The sequence below is a fragment of the Corynebacterium pseudodiphtheriticum genome (assembly GCF_023509295.1).
Taxonomy (GTDB): Bacteria; Actinomycetota; Actinomycetes; order Mycobacteriales; family Mycobacteriaceae; genus Corynebacterium; species Corynebacterium pseudodiphtheriticum.
In genome coordinates, this window is sequence record NZ_CP091864.1 from 99,964 (window position 1) to 120,006 (window position 20,043).

The 20,043-nt window shown below is 52.2% G+C and carries 20 protein-coding genes; 14 read left to right on the plus strand and 6 right to left on the minus strand.

Annotation, left to right across the window (positions count from 1 at the left end; all coding sequences use genetic code 11):
• The first annotated feature begins 32 nt into the window (after positions 1–32).
• Genes hpaD through L9H78_RS00435 form a run of 3 tightly spaced genes read left to right on the plus strand, consistent with a single transcriptional unit; the run spans position 33 to position 2,713 of the window.
• The gene (gene hpaD / locus L9H78_RS00425; protein WP_249620122.1) at positions 33–1,127 is read left to right on the plus strand and encodes a 3,4-dihydroxyphenylacetate 2,3-dioxygenase; all 1,095 of its coding nucleotides are present in this window, start codon (positions 33–35) and stop codon (positions 1,125–1,127) included.
• 36 nt (positions 1,128–1,163) lie between these two features.
• The gene (gene hpaH / locus L9H78_RS00430) at positions 1,164–1,949 is read left to right on the plus strand and encodes a 2-oxo-hept-4-ene-1,7-dioate hydratase (protein WP_249620123.1); all 786 of its coding nucleotides are present in this window, start codon (positions 1,164–1,166) and stop codon (positions 1,947–1,949) included.
• Positions 1,934–2,713 (plus strand): HpcH/HpaI aldolase family protein, encoded by a 780-nt coding sequence (locus L9H78_RS00435; RefSeq protein ID WP_249620124.1) that lies wholly within the window; start codon positions 1,934–1,936, stop codon positions 2,711–2,713. Before hpaH ends, L9H78_RS00435 begins: the two co-directional genes overlap by 16 nt.
• 52 nt (positions 2,714–2,765) lie before the next feature.
• Here the strand turns inward: L9H78_RS00435 and L9H78_RS00440 are convergent, their stop codons facing one another.
• The 5 genes from L9H78_RS00440 to L9H78_RS00460 all read right to left on the minus strand — a co-directional run bounded on the left by L9H78_RS00440 (position 2,766) and on the right by L9H78_RS00460 (position 8,782).
• Positions 2,766–3,458: an MOSC domain-containing protein gene (locus L9H78_RS00440; RefSeq protein ID WP_249620125.1), complete on the minus strand. Its 693-nt coding sequence runs from the start codon at positions 3,456–3,458 to the stop codon at positions 2,766–2,768.
• A 56-nt stretch (positions 3,459–3,514) separates the two neighbouring features.
• Positions 3,515–4,906 (minus strand): aldehyde dehydrogenase family protein, encoded by a 1,392-nt coding sequence (locus L9H78_RS00445; RefSeq protein WP_249620693.1) that lies wholly within the window; start codon positions 4,904–4,906, stop codon positions 3,515–3,517.
• A 264-nt stretch (positions 4,907–5,170) separates the two neighbouring features.
• The gene (locus L9H78_RS00450; RefSeq protein WP_249620126.1) at positions 5,171–6,490 is read right to left on the minus strand and encodes an MFS transporter; all 1,320 of its coding nucleotides are present in this window, start codon (positions 6,488–6,490) and stop codon (positions 5,171–5,173) included.
• A gap of 52 nt (positions 6,491–6,542) precedes the next feature.
• On the minus strand, positions 6,543–7,853 hold the full coding sequence (locus L9H78_RS00455) for an AMP-binding protein (protein WP_249620127.1): 1,311 nt from the start codon (positions 7,851–7,853) through the stop codon (positions 6,543–6,545).
• Positions 7,854–8,074: 221 nt separating this feature from the next.
• Complete coding sequence (locus tag L9H78_RS00460) at positions 8,075–8,782, minus strand: TetR/AcrR family transcriptional regulator (RefSeq protein WP_249620128.1); 708 nt, start codon at positions 8,780–8,782, stop codon at positions 8,075–8,077.
• Positions 8,783–8,980: 198 nt separating this feature from the next.
• On the opposite strand from L9H78_RS00460, the gene paaI reads away from it, so the two are divergent.
• The 10 genes from paaI (at position 8,981) to L9H78_RS00510 (ending at position 17,438) form a co-directional block, all read left to right on the plus strand.
• Positions 8,981–9,418 (plus strand): hydroxyphenylacetyl-CoA thioesterase PaaI, encoded by a 438-nt coding sequence (gene paaI / locus L9H78_RS00465; protein WP_249620129.1) that lies wholly within the window; start codon positions 8,981–8,983, stop codon positions 9,416–9,418.
• Positions 9,419–9,624: 206 nt separating this feature from the next.
• Positions 9,625–10,608: a 1,2-phenylacetyl-CoA epoxidase subunit PaaA gene (gene paaA, locus L9H78_RS00470; RefSeq protein ID WP_249620130.1), complete on the plus strand. Its 984-nt coding sequence runs from the start codon at positions 9,625–9,627 to the stop codon at positions 10,606–10,608.
• Between the two features lie 61 nt (positions 10,609–10,669).
• A complete protein-coding gene (gene paaB, locus L9H78_RS00475) occupies positions 10,670–10,969 on the plus strand; it encodes a 1,2-phenylacetyl-CoA epoxidase subunit PaaB (RefSeq protein WP_018120268.1) in 300 nt (99 codons plus the stop codon).
• On the plus strand, positions 10,966–11,799 hold the full coding sequence (paaC, locus tag L9H78_RS00480) for a 1,2-phenylacetyl-CoA epoxidase subunit PaaC (protein ID WP_249620131.1): 834 nt from the start codon (positions 10,966–10,968) through the stop codon (positions 11,797–11,799). The genes paaB and paaC overlap by 4 nt, the downstream gene beginning before the upstream one ends.
• A gap of 34 nt (positions 11,800–11,833) precedes the next feature.
• Complete coding sequence (gene paaD / locus L9H78_RS00485; protein WP_249620132.1) at positions 11,834–12,373, plus strand: 1,2-phenylacetyl-CoA epoxidase subunit PaaD; 540 nt, start codon at positions 11,834–11,836, stop codon at positions 12,371–12,373.
• A gap of 47 nt (positions 12,374–12,420) precedes the next feature.
• Positions 12,421–13,584 carry a 1,2-phenylacetyl-CoA epoxidase subunit PaaE gene (gene paaE, locus L9H78_RS00490; protein ID WP_249620133.1) on the plus strand — a complete coding sequence of 388 codons (1,164 nt, stop codon included), beginning with the start codon at positions 12,421–12,423 and terminating at the stop codon, positions 13,582–13,584.
• Positions 13,585–13,628: 44 nt separating this feature from the next.
• Positions 13,629–14,405: an enoyl-CoA hydratase/isomerase family protein gene (locus L9H78_RS00495; RefSeq protein ID WP_249620134.1), complete on the plus strand. Its 777-nt coding sequence runs from the start codon at positions 13,629–13,631 to the stop codon at positions 14,403–14,405.
• A gap of 64 nt (positions 14,406–14,469) precedes the next feature.
• Positions 14,470–15,675 (plus strand): acetyl-CoA C-acyltransferase, encoded by a 1,206-nt coding sequence (locus tag L9H78_RS00500; protein ID WP_249620694.1) that lies wholly within the window; start codon positions 14,470–14,472, stop codon positions 15,673–15,675.
• Positions 15,676–15,716: 41 nt separating this feature from the next.
• Positions 15,717–16,490, plus strand: a complete 774-nt coding sequence (locus L9H78_RS00505) for an enoyl-CoA hydratase/isomerase family protein (RefSeq protein WP_249620135.1) — start codon at positions 15,717–15,719, stop codon at positions 16,488–16,490.
• 69 nt (positions 16,491–16,559) lie between these two features.
• A complete protein-coding gene (locus tag L9H78_RS00510) occupies positions 16,560–17,438 on the plus strand; it encodes a 3-hydroxyacyl-CoA dehydrogenase family protein (RefSeq protein WP_249620136.1) in 879 nt (292 codons plus the stop codon).
• Between the two features lie 2 nt (positions 17,439–17,440).
• Here L9H78_RS00510 and L9H78_RS00515 read toward each other — a convergent pair whose 3' ends face one another.
• Positions 17,441–17,848, minus strand: coding sequence for a PaaI family thioesterase (locus L9H78_RS00515; RefSeq protein ID WP_249620137.1), 408 nt, complete (start codon positions 17,846–17,848; stop codon positions 17,441–17,443).
• Positions 17,849–17,927: 79 nt separating this feature from the next.
• Here L9H78_RS00515 and paaZ point away from each other — a divergent pair, with 79 nt between their 5' ends.
• Positions 17,928–20,042, plus strand: coding sequence for a phenylacetic acid degradation bifunctional protein PaaZ (paaZ, locus tag L9H78_RS00520; protein WP_249620138.1), 2,115 nt, complete (start codon positions 17,928–17,930; stop codon positions 20,040–20,042).
• The last annotated feature ends 1 nt before the right edge of the window (position 20,043 follow it).

Sequence of the window (20,043 nt, forward strand, 5' to 3'; positions counted from 1 at the left end):
CTGGTGCTAGCCGTCTGTATTAAGGAGTCATCATGACTGACACTCAATCCCCAGAAGTTCAGGCACCAGATATCTTGCGTTGTGCCTATATGGAAATCGTGGTTACGGATCTGCAGGCATCCCGTAAGTTCTACGTCGACACGCTTGGACTCGTCGTCACCGATGAGGATGATGATGCGATCTACCTGCGTACCTACGAAGAATTCATCCACCACAACTTGGTGCTGCGGAAAGGTGAGCAGGCTGCGGTAGCTGCGTTTGCCTACCGTGTGCGCAGCCCAGAAGACCTGGATCTGGCGGAGGAATTCTATAAAGCACGTGGCTGTGAGGTGCGACGAAACAAAGATGGATTCGTCAAAGGCATTGGTGATTCCGTGCGCGTGCAGGATCCGCTGGGCTTTCCCTATGAATTCTTCTACGAAGTAGAACACCGCGAGCGTCTGGCCTGGAGCTACGATGCACACATCCCAGGTGCAATCGTGCGGCTGGATCACTTCAATCAGATCACCCCGGATGTTCCAGGCGCGGTGAACTATATGGAAGACCTTGGGTTCCGCATCACAGAAGACATCCGAGACTCTGAGGGCACGGTATACGCAGCCTGGATGCGCCGGAAGCCCACCGTGCACGATACTGCTATGACTGGTGGCGATGGCCCACGTATGCACCACATCGCATTTGCGACACACGAAAAGCACAACATCATCGCTATCTGCGACAAGCTGGGTGCATTGCGTGAATCGGACCGCATTGAACGCGGCCCAGGCCGCCACGGCGTTTCCAACGCGTACTACCTGTACTTGCGCGACCCAGATGGACACCGCGTAGAGATCTACACCCAGGATTACTACACCGGAGACCCGGACAATCCTGCCGTGACTTGGGACGTTCACGATAACCAGCGCCGTGATTGGTGGGGCACGCCAGTTGTTCCGTCCTGGTACAGCGAAGGATCCCTGGTTTTGGATCTGGATGGCAACCCAGTTCCGCTGACTTCGCGTACGGACGCTTCCGAGATGGAGCAAACCATTGGTGCTGATGGTTTCTCGTACACCCGCCCAGATGATGACAAAGACCAGCTTCCAGATTGGAAGAAGGGCGAATATAAGCTGGGAAATCAGCTTTAAACCTGGGCTGAGGGCCAGGTTAGAAGGAGGAACGTCATGTTGAGCAAAGAGCAGCAGATCGCGATTGCCGACGAACTCGCGCAGGCAGAAAAAGACCATAAACCCGTAGAGCTTTTGACCAAGCGCTATCCGGAGATGACCGTGGAGGATTCCTACGCGGTGCAGGCAGAGTGGGTTCGTCGCGGAATCGCCGATGGTCGGAAACTCGTCGGCAGAAAAATCGGGCTGACTTCGAAAGTGATGCAAGAAGCAACCGGCATCACTGAACCGGATTATGGGGCGATTTTCGCAGACCAAATTTTTGAAAACGGTTCTGTCATCGACCATGATCGTTTCTCCAGCGTGCGTATCGAGGTGGAGCTGGCGTTTGTGTTGAAAGATGATTTGGCCGGCCCGTCGGCAAGCATTTTCGATGTGCTTCGTGCGACGGAGTACGTCGTCCCTGCATTGGAAATCCTCGATTCACGGATCGAAATGGAAGGGCGCACGATCGTCGACACGATCTCGGATAATGCTGCTCTGGGCGCCATGATTTATGGGGGAAACCCCGTGGCACCGGATGCTGTGGACCTGCGATGGGTGTCCGCGTTGTTGTACCGCAACGAAGCGATTGAAGACACTGGGGTTGCGGCAGCGGTGCTGAATCACCCGGCCATGGGCGTGGCGTGGCTGGCTAATAAGCTACATGCGCACGATGAGCACCTGCGCGCCGGGGATATTATTTTGGCAGGATCATTCACCAAACCAATGTGGGTACATCCAGGAGATACTGTCCACGCCGATTACGGAAAGCTAGGAACCATCACATGCCGATTCCAGTAAAACTGCCTCGTACCTTTTCTCAGCAGCTGCAGGAAGAAAGCGGCCCGCAGGTCGGCGCGTGGATTTCTTCGGGCTCGCCGGTCGCTGCAGAAATCGTTGCTTCTGCAGGGTTTGATTGGCTGCTTGTCGACGGCGAGCACTCGCCGTATAGCTTGGAGACCGTGACTGACCTGCTGCGTGCCACTGATTCCTATGGTGTAACCCGAGTGGTGCGCGTGCCGGTGGGCGATACCGCTTTGATTAAGCAGTACCTGGATCTCGGTGCACAGAATCTCATGGTGCCGATGGTGGATACCGCTGAGCAGGCCCGCGATGCCGTGGCCGCGATGCATTATCCGCCGCGGGGTGTGCGCGGGGTCGGTGCCGCCTTAGCGCGTTCGTCGCGGTGGAATGCCGTGGAAGATTACCTGCAGAATGCATCTGACCTGGTGAGTCTGACTATCCAGCTGGAATCGGCGACTGCCGTGGAAAACGCGGCAGAGATTGCTGCTGTCGACGGCGTGGACCAGTTGTTTATTGGGCCTTCTGATTTGGCCGCCTCGATGGGCGTGTTGGGCCAGCAGACGCACCCGGATGTGCTGGATGCGGTTTCTCGTGCGATGAAGGCATGCCAGGATGCGGGAAAGCCGGTTGGCGTGAACGCATTCGATCTGAAGCAAGCGCAGGCTTATCTGGACGCCGGAGCTGCGTTTGTGCTGGTTGGCGCCGATGTGCAGTTGCTTGCCGGTGCCGCACGAGGCTTGGCGGATAAGTTTAGGCAGTAGGGAGCGTGAGGGTGCAGCGTTGTTGGCGCTGCTCGCTTTGCTGCTGCCGTTTCTAGCGTTGTTGGTGTTGCTGGTGTTGCGGCCGTTGCTGGCGCGCGTCATACTTTGCGAGCTTTGCTTTTAGCTGTTCGTGGTGCACCGTCGCCAAGCATCCGACCTTGACGACGTACCGCGCCAGCTCGATATCTCCCATTTTCGCCCGGAACGCCATGCCCATGGTGACGTCGTGGCCTGGCTTGCCGACGAATTCCATGGTGTCACCTGCGGTGATTGTTCCTGGTGTGATGATGCGGAAGTACGCTCCGCAGTCGCCGTGGTCGGTGAAGGATTTCAGAAAACCTGGTTCGTTAACCCAGCCTGCGAACGTGGCGCAGGGGCTGCGCGGTATGGAGACTTCTAAGAGTGCGTCGCCGATGGCGATTTGTTGGTTAATCAGAAGGTTTGCCAGGTCGATTCCGCTGGTGGTGAGGTTTTCTCCGAAAAATCCGTCACGGAATTCACGGTGCAGTTCGGTTTCCCAGTGGTCGAGTTCTTCGCGGGCGAAGGCGTAGATGGCCTTGTCGGCGCCTCCGTGGTGTTCGTGGTCGCCGATGGAATCACCAGCGACACCGGAACCGTCGCCATAGTGTGGGCCGGGAGTGGATAATTCAATGGCTGGTTGCGGCTGTTTGTCGATGCCGGTGTAGTCATGGCGTCCACTTGGATCGGTACGACGGACGGCGACGTTGGTGGAAAGTACCTTCATGCCAACCCATTATGGCTGGTTTTCTGGTTAGTTTCTCAGCTCTGCAGCGGTTCGTGCTAAGTGTTGATCGCCTGCGGATAAGCCAACCCCTTCAACCCCTCAGTACCAAACTCCACGCCATAACCGGAAGATTTAATACCACCAAACGGCACCCGCGGATCCACCGCACCATGCTTATTAATCCACACCGTCCCGGCCTGCAAACGACCAGCAACCTCGCGGGCTTTCTGCGCATCCGCCGACCACACTGATGCACCCAACCCCACATCCAAGCTATTGGCCCACGCAATCGCCTGCTCCAACTCGGAATAACGAATCAGCGGTACCGCCGGACCGAACTGTTCTTGGGCAACCAATGGGTTATCCGGATCAATATCAGCCACGATCGTTACCGGATAGAACAACCCCGGCGCATCATAATCCGGGTCACCACCAACAAGCACACGCCCACCACCATCTTTTGCGGCTTTGACCAGGCCATCAACAATGTCGAACTGCGCTTTATTCTGCAACGGGCCTAGTACGTTGTTCTCATCCAGACCATTGCCCATCGGCATCCGCTTAGCCACAGCTACCAGTGCTTCTGCCACCTCATCATAAATCGCATCCGGAACGTAGATACGCTTAGCTGCAGCACAGGTTTGCCCGGTGTTGATAAACGCACCCCAGAACAGATCTTCGGCAATCGCTTCCGGGTCGACGTCGTCAAGCACTACGGCAGCATCGTTACCGCCAAGCTCCAGGGTCAGGCGGGTGACGTTATTGGCAGAAGCCTCAATGATTTTCTTTCCGGTTTCCGTCGAACCAGTAAACATGATCTTGTCGACGTCTGGGTGTGTGGTCAGTGCTGCACCAACCCCACCGGAACCAGTGACAATGTGCAGAACGTCCTGCGGCAACACAGTATTAGCAATAGCCACCAGCGCACTGACCGACAGTGGGGTATACCCAGAAGGTTTGACGACGACGGTGTTTCCCATGCGTAGTGCTGGGGCGATTTGCCAGATGGTGATCATCATCGGCCAGTTCCATGGACCAATCGCGCCGACAACACCCAGGGGCCGGTAGTGCACGGTAGCGGTAATGTCATCATCAACGGCGGTGTAATCCGGTGATTCAAACGAGGCGGTTGCCCGCAGCCACGCGGCACACGCGCCGACCTCGAAGCGGGCATTGGGTCCGTTGAGTGGTTTGCCTTGTTCTTGCGATAGCAGCTTAGCCAGTGGTTCTGCGGCTTGTTCAATGGCATCGGCGAATTTGTTCAGCAGTTCGCAGCGGGCGTGATCGCCTTTCGCTTCCCAGGCTGGTTGCGCAGCACGGGCGGCAGCCACAGCGTCGTTGAGAGCGCTTTCGTCTTGGACCTGGTAGCTGCCAACCAGCTCGCCGGTGGCGGGGTTGTGGATCTCGGCGGTGCCATCGCTGCCACCGTCGGTGGTGATGGCAGCCATAATGGCGTCGTAGGTGGTCAGGGTATGGGTTTCGGACACGGGAACTCCTTAGTTTTCAGAAAAGAAGCATTGGTTTATGTGGGCTCAATCATATGTCATTATGTTCTTTCTCACCACAAGTTAACGAGTCTCGATTACGTTTCTTGTACACAGGGGAAACTGGGATAGCGAAGAAGAAAAGCTGCACTAGAGCTTCCTTCTAGTGCAGCTTGAAAGGTTGTGCCGCTAGCTGTTTCCCAGATTTCACTGAATAGCCAAGCGGCTTTAATGAGCGTGTAGATCGCGATCCTGGATGCCGTTTGGCACTGTGCGAACGGCGATCAAGGAGATTACACAAACCACCGCGATATAGACGCCGATAGAAATCGAGGTTCCGGTAGCGTTAAAGACCATTTCGGAAATCATTGGAGCGAATGCGCCACCGATGATTGACCCGAGTGCGTAGCCGATGGATACGCCTGAAAGACGAACGCTGACGGGGAACATTTCTGCATACATCGCGGATTGTGGAGCATACGATGGCCCGAGCAGAAGACCCATGACAATGATCGCGAAGGCGTAGAGGAATAGTGATCCTGTGTCGATGAGCATGAACGTAGGAACTGCCCATAAAGCCAGCAGGATATAACCGATGGTGAAGAGCTTTTTCCGGCCCACTTGGTCAGACAGGCCACCTGAGATGTACATGCCGACGAGCCATGCAATAGCACCGAGCAATGCAACGAATAGTGCGGCGGTACGGCTGTGTCCAACAACGCCAGTTGCATATGAGGTGAAATAAGCGATGATCAAGTAACCAGCGGCGTTGTTACCAGCGAAAATCAAGGCCGCTTTGATGACGGTTGGCGTGTGATTCTTGAAAAGTACGCGGACAGGGGCTGAGGAACGCTGCTTCAGCTTTTGCATTTCAGCGAATACTGGGGACTCCGCAACCAATGCGCGAATCCAAAACGCAATTACGATAAGGACGATCGAAGAAATGAATGGGATACGCCAACCCCATTCAAGAAACTGTTCTTGGCTGAGGATAGACGAAAGGATTAACATAAAGATCGTCGCCAAGAGCATTCCTGCAGGTACACCGAATTGCGGGAACGATCCAAAATATCCGCGTCGGCCTTGAGGTGCGTGTTCAACAGCGAGCATTGCTGCGCCGCCCCATTCACCGCCAGCGGATAATCCTTGGAGGATGCGCAGCAGAACCAGGATGATCGGGGCAGCCATTCCTATTGAGCTGTATGTCGGTAGGAAGCCAATGGCAACAGTGGCTCCTCCCATTCCTGCGAGAGTAAGGACCAAGACAATCTTTCTGCCGAATCGATCGCCGAGATACCCAGCCAAAACCGCGCCTAATGGACGAAAGAGGAATGAGATTCCGAGTGAGGCCCAGGAAATAATCTGAGCCAAAGATGGGTTGTTGTTACCGACTGGATCGAAGTACAAGGTGGCAAAAACCAGCCCTGCCGCTTGTGCGTAGATAAAGAAGTCGAACCATTCGATAGTGGTACCAGCTACGGAACCGGCGAGCACTTTCTTATGCTCTTTCGTGAGCTTCTTTGATGAAGCTGGGGCTTGTGTTGTCATGATGTGCCTCATGGGGTTCGGGCGCTAGGCGCGGTAAAACTGGATTTTTGACTTAGCGATTGTCGACGATGCGTTTAGCTTTTCCTTCTCCGCAGTCAACGTGGTCACGAATGTCGATCTTGACGGAAACACCGATGCGGTCCTTGATCTTTTTGCCAAGCCGGTCTCGTGCTGCGGTGATCTCGGATTCAGAAACGTTGGGCGCATGCTCGATGAGCAGGGTGAGTGCATCCATTCGGCCCTGCTTTTCGAGTACGCATTGATAGCGAGGACGCAGTGTTTTATCTTCGACGATGAGTTCTTCGAATTGTGAAGGGAAGCAGTTCACGCCGCGTAAAATGATCATATCGTCGTTCCGTGCGGAAATGCGGTCGATCCTGCGCATCGAGCGTGCAGTACCAGGAAGAAGCCGGGTTAGATCGCGCGTCCGGTAACGAATAATAGGGAATGCTTCTTTGGTGAGCGGGGTGATCACGAGTTCTCCCACTTCACCGTCAGGTACTGGCTGTAACGTTTTTGGATCGACAATTTCTGGGTAGAAATGATCTTCCCACACAGTTAAACCGTCCTTGGTTTCTACACATTCTTGTGCGACGCCTGGACCCATCACTTCGGATAATCCGTAGATATCTGTGGCGTCGATGCCAAAACCTTCTTCCAGGTCACGACGCATTCCTTCGCTCCACGGCTCTGCACCGCAGATCGCAACCCGCAGGCTGGATTCGCGCGGGTCCAAGCCTTTTGCGCGCATCTGGTCGAGAACGTTGAGGAGGTATGACGGCGTGCCTAAGATGGCGTCCGGTTGAAAATCTTGCATAATTTGGATTTGGCGGTCGGTCTGACCGCCAGAAGTGGGGATAGCTGTGCATCCCAGCTCTTCTACGCCGTAATGAGCTCCTAAACCACCGGTAAAAAGACCGTAGCCAAAAGTGATCTGCACTTTATCTCGTCCGGAGATCCCGCCGGCTCGGAGAGAACGCGCTACCAATGAAGCCCACACGCGGATGTCATTTTCGGTGTAGCCAACGACGGTGGGGCGGCCGGTGGTGCCGGAAGATGCGTGGATACGCGCGATATTTCTTTGCTCTACCGCGAACATGCCGAAGGGATAGTTACTGCGTAGTGTTTCTTTTTCGGTGAATGGGAATGCAGCGAGATCTGATAATTCTTTAAAATCATCTGGGTGGACGCCTTGCTCGTTGAATGCTTGACGATAATGAGGCACGTTGTAGTAGGCGTGACGCAAGGTGTTTTTTGCGCGCGCAGTTTGCAACGCGATGATTTCGTCACGAGAGGCATATTCGATGCCCATCTGCGGACCATGATGGTCTGAATAGATGTCACTAGGTGTAGCAACTGTCATGAGATTTCCTTCACGTTGGGGGGGGGGTAGTGCGATACGCTCCGTAGGCCGAGTGAACAGCGAGAGCAATCCGCCAACTGTATTAACTGACCTATCAATCAGTAAATTGGCCTGTGAGTCAGCTTACACATTTTGTTTGTGATTACAAACACTATCTGGAAAATATTTGCTTAGTGAAGGAAAACCGCTGGCAGTGCCTTTGGTGCAAGATGGAGTGAAACTTAGCGCAGCGGGCGGGGATCGTTAGTATGGATCCCCGTGAAGATCACTGATTCGATGGTGTCCACTAATTCGTTTGCCGAGAGCGTTCCGTTCGCGTCGTACCACTCTGTGATCGAATTGATCATGCCGAAGATCAGGCGCCCTAGCGTTGCAGGGTCTAACGAGGATACGACATGGCCGCTGTTTTGTGCTTCGCGAATTATTGCCACTAATGTCTGCGTATAATTTCGACGGCGCTGCAATGCCTGGTTTTCTACCGGAGAATTACCACGCAGTCGGAGTAGTAGGGTTACTTCCTCGGGATTGGCGCACAGCACCCCTGTGGACCGTCGGATGATCTGTCGTAAATTCTCCACGGGATCGGCACTTGCTGTGCCTGCTTGAAATGCGCCGTCTAATCCGCTCAGCGCGACATCAATCGCGTATTCTAAGATCTCTTCCTTCGATTTCACATGATGATAAATCGCTGATTTGGTCAGGCCTAATGCTTTAGCGAGCTTACCCATGCTGGTTGCTTCATAACCATGCTGATTAAATTCCCGAACGCCGGCTTTGAGGATATCGTCTTTGGAGTTTCCGGGCCGGCCACGAGTTGGTTGGGCGCTCCGTGATGATGGAGTCGACGAGTTGTGATCTTGGGGGGTTGCGTGTTGCTGCCGTGGAGCTGTTTTTGGGCTGTAGGTGTTGGCGATTGAATGGTTTGTCATCGTGGCTTACTCCGGAAGCAATGTATGTATGTAATCCGATCTTTTAGGTTAGACCACAATCGCACTCCGCGCAGGATCAAGTTTTCTGTAATGGGAACTGATGGCGGGAGTGCCATGTTGAAATAGTGATGTGGATCGCATGTTGTGGTAGTTTCCAGTTCACAAAAGGTTTAGCTAGCAAAAGAATGGAATGGACTTATGGCTTCGGGAATTATCGCACAAGGAGTTGCGGAAACTGAAGAATATCGCCACGTGAGGGAAATGTTTGCGGCGGATGCTTGCAGTGCAATGATGGGGGTGAAGCTGACAGGGGTTACTGACCAAACAGCTACAGGTGAGATGTTGATCCGTCCGGATATGTGCAATGGATTTGGATCTGTTCAGGGTGGGATGCTTTTTACCTTTGCGGATTCTATTTTTGCTGCCATGGCAAACGCTGCGGGGAAAACCGCGGTGGCAGCTTTTTGCTCGATCCATTATGCGAGACCTGCATTTCAGGGTGAAATCGTTACGGCGAAGGCGAAGCTGCAGGAGGCCTATGGGAAAAATGGAATCGTCGATGTGACGGTGGAAAATCCTGCAGGTAAAACAGTTGCGGAATTTCGTGGGACTTTCCGACAAATTGATCCACGATAGCTCGCGCAGGGTTGAGTGAGGTTAGAAGCTCTTCTTGAGTGGTGGTGTGGGTAATGAAATAGCTGTTGTCGGCGTAATTTTGCCCCCAAAGTTGCTGGTCATGAGTTTGTTTCCATAGCAGAAGCAAATAACTTGACGTAGATCACACACATCGCATATACTGACCGAACGATCAGTTAATATCCCGTCGGTTTAGGAGCGAAACCATGACTGCAACTGACATCCACACAGCTACTTCATCCAATCTGGATCAACTGGGCCAAGAGCGTTTCGAGCAGATTATCGCTGATGATTCACGTATTGAGCCGACAGACTGGATGCCGGAGAAATATCGCAAGACCTTAGTGCGGCAAATGTCGCAGCATGCGCACTCAGAAATCATCGGCATGCAACCAGAGGCAAACTGGATCACCCGGGCTCCGTCATTGAAACGCAAAGCCATTTTGATGGCAAAAGTGCAGGACGAAGCAGGCCATGGGCTGTATTTATACTCAGCAGCCGAAACTCTTGGGACTTCCCGAGATGAAATGGTCGAAGCACTGCTCGACGGTAGTGCAAAGTACTCTTCGATTTTCAATTATCCAGCGCGTACCTGGGCAGATATTGGAGCAATTGGCTGGCTTGTTGATGGTGCAGCGATCTGCAATCAGGTTCCACTCTGCCGTGCATCGTATGCACCGTATGGGCGCGCGATGGTTCGAATTTGTAAAGAAGAGTCCTTCCACCAGCGCCAAGGTTGGGAAATCTTGTACGAGCTCTCTCACGGTACGCCCGAGCAAAAGCAAATGGCGCAAGAAGCAATTAACCGCTTCTATGGGCCCGCGTTGCAGATGTTTGGTCCTACCGACGATAATTCACCAAACTCGCAACAGTCCATGGAATGGAAGATTAAGCGGCATTCGAATGATGAATTGCGCCAGCGCTTTGTCGACATGATCGTGCCACAAGCTGAAGCATTGGGCCTGCACTTTGAAGACCCAGACCTGAAATGGAACGAAGAGCGTGGCCATTACGACTTCGGAGAGTTGGACTGGGACGAATTCTTCGCGACGATTAAAGGTTCTGGTCCATGCAACACCCAGCGCATGCAGCGCCGTCGGCAAGCGCACCGTGATGGAGCATGGGTTCGAGAAGCAGCTGCTGCTTATGCCGAAAAATACCAGCAAGTCGATATGGCTTTGAGTGCGTAAACGAGTCGTAGCTTTTGGGCTATTAACCCGTTGCATGAATTTTAAGGAGAGCGCAAAACTCATGACTGAAAATAATACGAAGAACCAATGGCCTCTGTGGGAAGTTTTTGTTCGTTCTGGACGTGGACTATCCCATGTGCATGCAGGGTCGCTGCACGCCCCCGATGCCACGATGGCCCTGCGTAATGGGCGTGATCTGTATACCCGACGTAATGAAGGGACCTCTGTCTGGGTGGTGCCATCAGAGGCGATCACATCTTCTGATCCAGATTCTAAAGGTGGATTTTTCGAATCAGCCTCTGGCAAGAACTACCGCCATGCAACCTACTACGAAAAATCTGAAGGAGTGGCCCACCTATGAGCTTCGCCAATACTGAATCCGCGACGAAACAAAACCAGGGTGAAGGGATTACGGCCGAGTTTATTCAGCAATCTGATGCGTGTGCCGATGAGACCACCGCACGATATGCGCTTATGCTCGGTGACGATGCACTAATGCTCGGACAACGACTCGGGTGGTGGATCTCCCGCGCTCCTGAAATGGAAGAAGACGTCGCTTTAGCAAATATCGCCTTGGATTTGATTGGGCATGCGCGATTTTTCCTAAGTTACGCTGGTACCGCGTGGAATAAAACCGAAGATGACCTCGCATATTTTCGCAGTGAAGAACAATTCTGTTCGGCGCGGCTCGTAGAACAGGAAAATGGAGACTTTGGGCAAACAATTGCGCGCCAATTCTTGTTCAGCTATTACCAGTTGGGCTTGTATGCGCGTCTAGTTAATAGCAGTGATGAGACCATTGCAGCTATTGCTGCAAAGGCTCTGAAAGAAGCGCAGTACCACGTAGATCATGCGAATCAGTGGATTCTTCGACTTGGTCTTGGCACAGAAGAATCCAAGCAGCGCATTGAAGATGGCCTTTATTATATGTGGCCTTATGTCGATGAACTGTTTGAAGACCTTCCACTCCATGAAGAGCTTTCAGCATCGGAAGTTGCAGTTTTGCCGTCCAGTTTGCGTGAAGAATGGAATGAGCGCGTGCAGTATGTGCTGCGTGAAGCAAGCTTAGAGATTCCGACCTCGAAACCAGCGATGAGTGGACAGCGAACTGGTCGTTTTTCGGAACAACGCGGTTATATTTTGGCTGAAATGCAATCACTTGCACGGCAACATCCTGGTGCGACTTGGTAAGTAGTACTGCGGTGCTGGCAAGGAGCTGAAATCTATGTCTATAAAGAAAACTGCACATCCATTACGGCCGCAGGATGAGGCGGATGCAAAAATTTGGGATGTTGCAGCACAAGTGACAGACCCGGAAATTCCAGTTATTTCCATTGCTGATCTGGGGATTCTACGGGAAGCAAAACTGTGCGATGGTGCAGCTGTTGCCACTATTACTCCCACTTATTCCGGTTGTCCGGCAATGGAAACAATCACAGATGATGTAGTAGCTGCGCTGCAAGATGCGGGATATGACCACGCAGAGGTGAATGTCGTGCTGCAACCAGCCTGGACTACTGATTGGATCACTGAGCAGGGCCGCAAAGATTTACGTGAATACGGGATCGCTCCTCCCACTGGTAAATCGGCCAAGGTACTCAGTGGACCAGTTCCTCTGCAAATTGGAATGCCATCGCCTGTCGCGTGTCCACATTGCGGCTCTACTAATACACAAAAAATCAGCCATTTTGGTTCAACGTCCTGCAAAGCACTTTATAACTGCCAGACATGTTTTGAACCATTCGATTATTTCAAGGTGCACTAGCAATGAGTTCCACGTCAGAAACAGTGAGTTCAGACAAAAAAACAAATATGAGTTCAGACAAGAAGTCCGGAAAAAAGAAAAAAGCCACGTTTAATACGTTGCAGGTATCTCAGATTCGGCCCTTGACTGACGATTCGGTTGAGGTAAGTTTTGCTGTCCCCGAAAATCTACAGGACGATTACGATTATGTGCCTGGGCAGTATGTAGCACTGCGTGCGACGATTGATGGGAAAGAAGTACGGCGCTCGTATTCCATCTGTGATTCCCCAGGTGGCGGAGTAATCCGGGTTGGAATCAAGCGTGATTTCGGCGGTGTGTTTTCGACGTGGGCAAATACCGAGCTGCAAGTCGGTGATGAGATTGATGTAATGAACCCTCAGGGGGCTTTTACATCGCAGGTGCATGTCACTGGGCTGAACAATCCGCAACAAATTACCGACGAAGTAGAACAGATCAAGCGACCTCACCTCGTGGCAGTGGCTGCAGGATCAGGAATCACCCCCATCATGGCTATCGCCCAGTCGGTATTGCAGCAATCAAGCGACGCTACCTTTGAGCTGATTTACGGCAACAAAGGAGGCGACAGTGTGATGTTTGCTGAAGAAATTGGCGATCTGAAAGATAAATATCCTACGCGCTTTTCAGTTCACCACATACTGTCTCGCCAGCAACGACCAAATCCCATGTTTTCCGGGCGTATTGATGAGGAGAAATTAAATGATCTTCTCGATCACGTCGTCCAGACAGAAGATGTGTCCGAATGGTTCCTGTGTGGTCCGTATGAGCTGGTGCAATTGGTGCGCCGTGAACTCGGAGAGCGCGAGGTAGCAGACAAAGCTATCCGATACGAGCTCTTTAGCACTGGTAAGCCTACAGATGGGCCGCGTCCTGATGCCGGTGCCACTGTGAAAAAAGATCCAGATGGAAACAACATCACGGTTAAATTCACTCTTGATGGATCTTCGGATTCTGTTCAGTCACCAGAATCGGCAAAAGAAACAGTCTTGAACGCGGCATTACGGCAGCGTTCCGATGTCCCATTCGCATGTGCAGGAGGCGTTTGTGGCACCTGTAGAGCAAAGGTTCTCGAAGGTGAATACGAGATGGAAGAAAATTTTGCTTTGGAAAAAGACGAAGTTGAACAAGGCTATGTTCTCACCTGCCAAACCAGACCCATGGGTGATTCGATCACCGTGGACTACGACGCATAAAGCTTTGCGAATCAACTCCCAAGTTCGAAGATAAAGGACAGTTTATGATTGATCTCCACCTCGATCACGAGGCCAACATGGCTGAGGTCGTTCTCAACATTCCTAAAGCGATGAATTCGTTGCAAGAAGCCGACATTGCTGAATTAAGCCAGGCATATTCAGACGCAGCGGCTGCAGGAGTACGAGCACTAATACTCCGAGGCGAAGGTAAAGGTTTTTGCGCGGGACGAAACATCAAGGGCATCGAACCTGAAAACGATGATGCCTATGAGTATTTGGAACGTCAGCTAACGCCAGTGCTTAAGCAAATGAGTTCTTTTCCTGCGCCCACATTCGCAGCGGTGCATGGTCCGTGCCTTGGCGTTGGACTTGGACTCGTCATTGCAACCGATGTGGTTTATGTTGCAGAAAACGCAAAAATCGGTTCTCCATTTGCCAAGCTCGGGGCAACCCTCGATTCTGGTGGCCACGCACTTTTTGTCGAAAGGTTGGGCACGCACCGGACTATGGATTTGATCATTTCTGGCGACCTTATGAGTGGGAAAGAAGCGGTCGAGGTGGGCTTATTCTCCCGGGCACTGCCAGAAGAAGATGTGCTGGAGTTTACACGTCGCCAAGCGAAAACAGCAGCGCAAGGGGCTACACAAGCATTTTTGGCATCGCGTGAGCTCGTGGCTGATATCCGTGACAGGCGAGTTGGCTTATGGGACAGCTTGCATAAGGAAAGCAAGCTTCAGGCTCAATTGTGCGCATCAGCGGACTATAAGGAAGGCTTTGCCGCTTTCAACGAAAAACGCGAACCGAGATTTACGGGTCAGTAAAAGCAAACGCAGTCAGTCGATGACCGCACGAATAAAGGAGTACTAGAACATGGCAAGCAACAACATGGCAAACAACGACGCTTTTTTGGTATCTGCGAAACGAACTCCGGTTGGACGTTATGGAGGGGCACTATCTGCCGTGCGTCCGGATGATCTCGCCGCGCTGACCATCAAAGCCGTTCTCGAGGACACTGGGCTTGAGACTACTGCGGTGGATGAAGTGATCTACGGTAATGCAAATGGTGCAGGAGAAGAAAACCGGAATGTGGCACGTATGGCGTGGCTGCTTGCTGGTGGCGATGAGTCTGTTCCAGGCATGACCATTAATCGGTTGTGTGCATCCGGAATGTCCGCGATTTCGATTGCCAGCGCTATGGTGCAATCGGGACAAGCCGATGTTGTCATTGCCGGCGGAGTGGAATCGATGTCACGAGCACCCTGGGTGATGGAAAAACCGACTAAAGGCTTTGCCAAACCAGGTGAGATATTTGATACCGCGATTGGGTGGCGTTTCGTTAACGAAAAATTTGCGGCACAAGACAAATTGACTTATTCCATGCCGGAAACCGCAGAGGAAGTTGCACGACAGCGAAATATATCGCGGGAGGATGCTGATGAATTCGCAGTAAAATCACACCAACGCGCTCTGCAAGCGATTGAAGCTGGAAAATTTGATCGGGAGATAGTTCCAGTCAGCGTCGTTGGACGTAAAGGCGCAGTGACGGTCGTTGATACAGACGAAGGGCCGCGACCTGGTACGTCGGTAGAAGTATTGTCCCGGTTATCTCCGGTTGTGGCTGGCGGACACGTAACAACCGCAGGTAATGCCTCTTCTTTGAACGATGGTGCATCGGCGGTGATCGTTGCTTCACAAGCGGCAATTGAAAAATATGGTTTGCACCCGCGTGCGCGTATCGCAGGTTCCACCGCTTGTGGTGTGCCTCCGGAAATTATGGGAATTGGTCCTGTCCCCGCAACAAAGAAACTTTTGGATGTCACCGGGTGGGATCTTGCTTCGGTTGATGCAATCGAACTCAACGAAGCATTTGCTTCGCAATCGCTTGCTTGCATCCGAGAATTGGAGCTTGCTGAGGCCAAAGTCAATGCCTGGGGAGGAGCAATTGCTCTTGGGCATCCACTAGGATCCTCAGGTTCACGGCTTGTCACTACTTTGCTGCACAGGCTGGAGGACACTGAAGAACAACGAGGCATTGCCACTCTGTGTGTTGGTGTTGGTCAGGGCTGTGCGATCGCTATTGAACGAATCTGATCAGCCCAAACTCTGACCACTAGAAACAAGGAAAAGGCGATATGAATTTTCCAGAATTCGGTACCCTCCGGGTCCAGCAGCACGATGACTGTGTGTTTGTGCAGTTAGACAGACCACAGGTGCGTAACGCAATTGACCAGGTTATGGTCGATGAACTGCATGAGTTATGCGGGATTTTGGAAAAAGACCCGCAGATTTTAGTCATCACTGGTTGCACAGTGGAGACTTCCCGGGGGGAAAAAACAATCTTTGCCTCGGGTGCAGATATTGCCCAGTTGCGTGAACGGCGACGCGACGACGCGCTGCGCGGGATTAATTCCACGATTTTCCAACGCATCGCGCAGTTACCTGCACCTGTCATTGCTGCAGTTGATGGTTTTGCACTGGGTGGTGGACTGGAATTGGCTTTAGCAGCAGATTTTAGAGTAGCTACCCCAGGAGCAAAATTTGGCCAACCAGAAGCGCAGCTCGGAATCATTGCTGCTGCTGGCGGAACGTACCGCTTGAAAAAATTGGTAGGTGAAGTTGTCGCAAAGGAGATCCTGCTAGCCGGGCGAATTCTGGACGGAGCCGAGGCAAAAGAGGCCCATCTGGTCAATGAATTGTATTCAGCAGACGAATTATTGGCAGGAGCACACGATCTTGCGGCACGAATCGCGAAGCAGGATCCTTTGGCAGTACGCATTACGAAGAAAGTACTGGACATGCCCGAGGCTGCTCATCCGCAGGTAGATAATTTGGCACAGGCGATTTTGTTTGAATCTGACGCCAAATTTGAACGGATGCAGGAGTTTTTGGACCGCAAGAAGAGATAAGCCACCTCGTGAGCGCATAGTGAGCTGACACTGAATACCTAGAGAGCACCGGAACCAGGAGAAATTACAATGAGTGAAACCTCAGAACCACACATCGCAGCGAAGGGATTCCCAGACCAGGTCGGTGTCATGGGTGGTGGGCGAATGGGGGCAGGAATCGCGCATGCGTTCCTGTCCGCAGGTGCAACAGTAACCGTCGTCGATATTAATGATGATGCTTTAGAAGCAGCACGTAAGCGCATCACGAAATCCGTAACCGGCTCGATTGATCGTGGTGCTGCAGGAAGCGTTGATGAATGGATGCAGCGTGTACAGCTCAGTACAGATGCTGGAGCTTTTGCTGGTTGTAGCCTCGTGGTTGAAGCAGTGCCAGAATCAATGGAACTGAAAAATAAGGCTTTCACCACGATTTCACAAGCATCACCTAAGGCAGTAATTGCGACGAATACGTCGTCGTTGTCTGTGTCTGAATTAGCTGATGTCGTCACCAATGATGTGATCGGACTTCATTTTTTCAATCCGGTACCAGCATCAAAATTGGTCGAAGTCGTCGTAGCTAAGAGCACACCGGAAGAACTAGTGAGCGATGCCCAGGGTTGGGTAGAAAAACTCGGAAAGACGCCCGTAGTGGTCAAGGATGCACCAGGTTTTGCTTCCTCGAGGCTTGGTGTCGCGATCGCGCTGGAAGCTATCCGTATGGTCGAACAAGGTGTAGCGAGCCCGAAAGACATCGATAACGCTATGGTGCTGGGGTACAAATTCCCAGTCGGTCCACTAGAACTAACTGACATTGTAGGCCTAGATGTCCGGTTGGGGATTGCGGAATATTTAGAAGAGACCTTAGGCGAACGGTTCGCCCCGCCCAAACTCATGCGAGAAATGGTGGAACGTGGTGAGCTCGGACGAAAAACCGGCAAAGGGTTTTACGATTACAGCGGTGATTCCTAGTGCTAATTCCGCGGGTCAACGATGGCATTGCTGATGCGGGCTGTGCACAAACGCTTGCCGACGTCGTCGGTGATTACAATTTCGTGGCTGCATATAGTTTTGCCCAGGCGGATCGCCGTTGCTGTTGCAGTTACCCAACCGTTTTTTCCAGATGAATGGTGAGTTGCATTGATATCTACTCCGACGGCGACCTTGCCAAACCGAGAAGCATGGATAACTGCAGCCCAGGAGCCTACTGCTTCCGCCAAACACACCATGGCTCCGCCGTGTAGCAGACCCAAAGATTGGCGGTTCCCGTCAATCGGCATCCGGGCAACGACAGTTTCTGGAGATTGCTCCAGAACTTCTACGCCCATCTTTTCGTCTAATTCACCAAGAACAATTTTCCATGTGGGATTTTCAGCCATCATCGGCTCCTTCAAAATTCATAACACTTGTGGACCGTCACAACCACTATAGGGCGCTTCTCACAAAAGAAAGGATTACATAATGACAACGACAACAGTAAATACTTCCAAGTTGGAAGAAAAGGTTCAGGTCGTACCAAGCTATCTCCGTGGTCAGTGGGTAACACCAGAAGACGTTTCCGATGCAGCACAAGTACGAGATGCGGCAACCGGTGAGGTGGTCTGTCATTTCAGTGCCAAAGGTTTAGATATTGCTTCTGCGGTGAATTATGCACGTGATGTAGGCGCAAAAAACCTACAGAAGTACACCCTGCATGAGCGCGCGATGATGATTAAAGAGATGGGTCTGTACCTGAAAAAGCACCGGGATGAGTTAAATGCACTTGCACATAAAACCGGAGCCAATAAGCGGGACAATTTCGTCGATGTTGATGGTGGAATTACCACCGCACTGGTTATTTCGTCCAAAGCACGGAAAGAGTTACCCAATTCTCAGGTCATCGTCGATGCTACTGAACCGGAAGTATTGTCTGCTGATGGTTCGTTTCTAGGCACACATATTTTTGTTCCGCAGCAGGGAATTGCTGTCCAGATTAATGCATTTAACTTCCCGGTATGGGGAATGTTGGAAAAATTTGCTCCTGCTTTCATCGCGGGAATTCCCACTATCGTCAAACCAGGTACCCCTTCGGGCTATGTGACGCAGTCTTGCGTGAAATTCATGGTTGAATCCGGAATTTTGCCCGAGGGGGCTATTCAGTTGATTTCGGGTTCAGCCCGCGATTTGTTGGACTATTTGGATTACCGGGATCAAGTGGCCTTCACAGGGTCTGCGGCGACAGCGCAGAAGTTACGCGCTCATCGTAACGTTGCAGAAAACGGTGTGCAGTTCAGTTCTGAGGCTGACTCGCTGAATGCCGCCATCCTGGGGGCTGATGTGTCGCCGGAAGATCCGGAATTCGCCATTTTTATCAAGGCAGTCTTCGCCGAAATGACTGCAAAAGCCGGACAGAAATGTACTGCTATCCGTCGTGTATTGGTGCCCAACCCTCTAAAAGAAACTGTGGCACAAGCGTTGCGTGATCGTTTAGCAGAGAAAGTGGTCGTCGGAGATCCGCGGGATGAAAATGCGACGATGGGTCCACTGGTCTCTGTAGAGCAACGCGCCGATGTTGCAGCCGCGGTTAGTCGTTTAGCAGATGCGGGTGGACAGGTGGTATGCGGTGGTCCTGATGAATTGGACGGCGCATACTTTGCTCCTACGGTGTTCACCTTTGATGACCCTTATGCGTCGGCGGTCCATGAAGTCGAGGCTTTTGGGCCCGTGGTTTCTATTGTTGGGTATTCGGACACTGTGGAAGCGATCGAATTGGCTGCGCGTGGCCGAGGTTCCTTGGTTGCGTCGGTGATTACTCACGACCCAGAAATTGCTGCTGAGTTTGCTCGCGGAGTTGGGGCGCACCATGGGCGGTTACATTTCCTTGATCGTGACGATGCGAAAACTTCGACTGGGCATGGTTCTCCACTACCGAATCTCATTCACGGAGGGCCAGGTCGTGCCGGTGGTGGTGAAGAACTAGGAGGTGTACGTTCCATTAAGCACCACATGCAGAGGGTTGCGATCCAAGGAACACCTGATCATCTGACTGCCATTACCGGCATTTGGCATCGGGGGGCGAAGGCGAACACTGTGTCGCGAGAAGACGTAGAAACTGGTCGAGGGGTGCACCCATTCCGTAAATCGATTGCGGAGCTAGAAATTGGTGACCAGTTTGTATCTGATTTCCGTGAAGTGCGTCTGGAAGACATCATCGCCTTTGCAGATTTCACTGGTGATCAATTCTACGCCCACACGGACGCGAAAGCGGCTGCAGCGAATCCGTTCTTCCCGAGCCAAGTAGCACACGGCTACTTGCTGGTTTCTTGGGCGGCTGGATTGTTTGTGGAACCCGCGCCAGGCCCGGTGTTGGCTAATATCGGCTTGGAAAACCTGAAGTTTGTCACCCCGGTTCCTGCTGGTACTTCCATCCAAGTGGTGCTGACCTGCAAACAGATCAAGCCCCGAGAAACCGAAATTTATGGTGATGTTTATTGGGATGCACAGCTGCTTAACCAAGATGGCGAGTTGTGTGCTTCTTATGATGTGCTCACCGGTGTGGAAAAGGAACACACAACGTTTGTTGACTGGTCTGACTAGT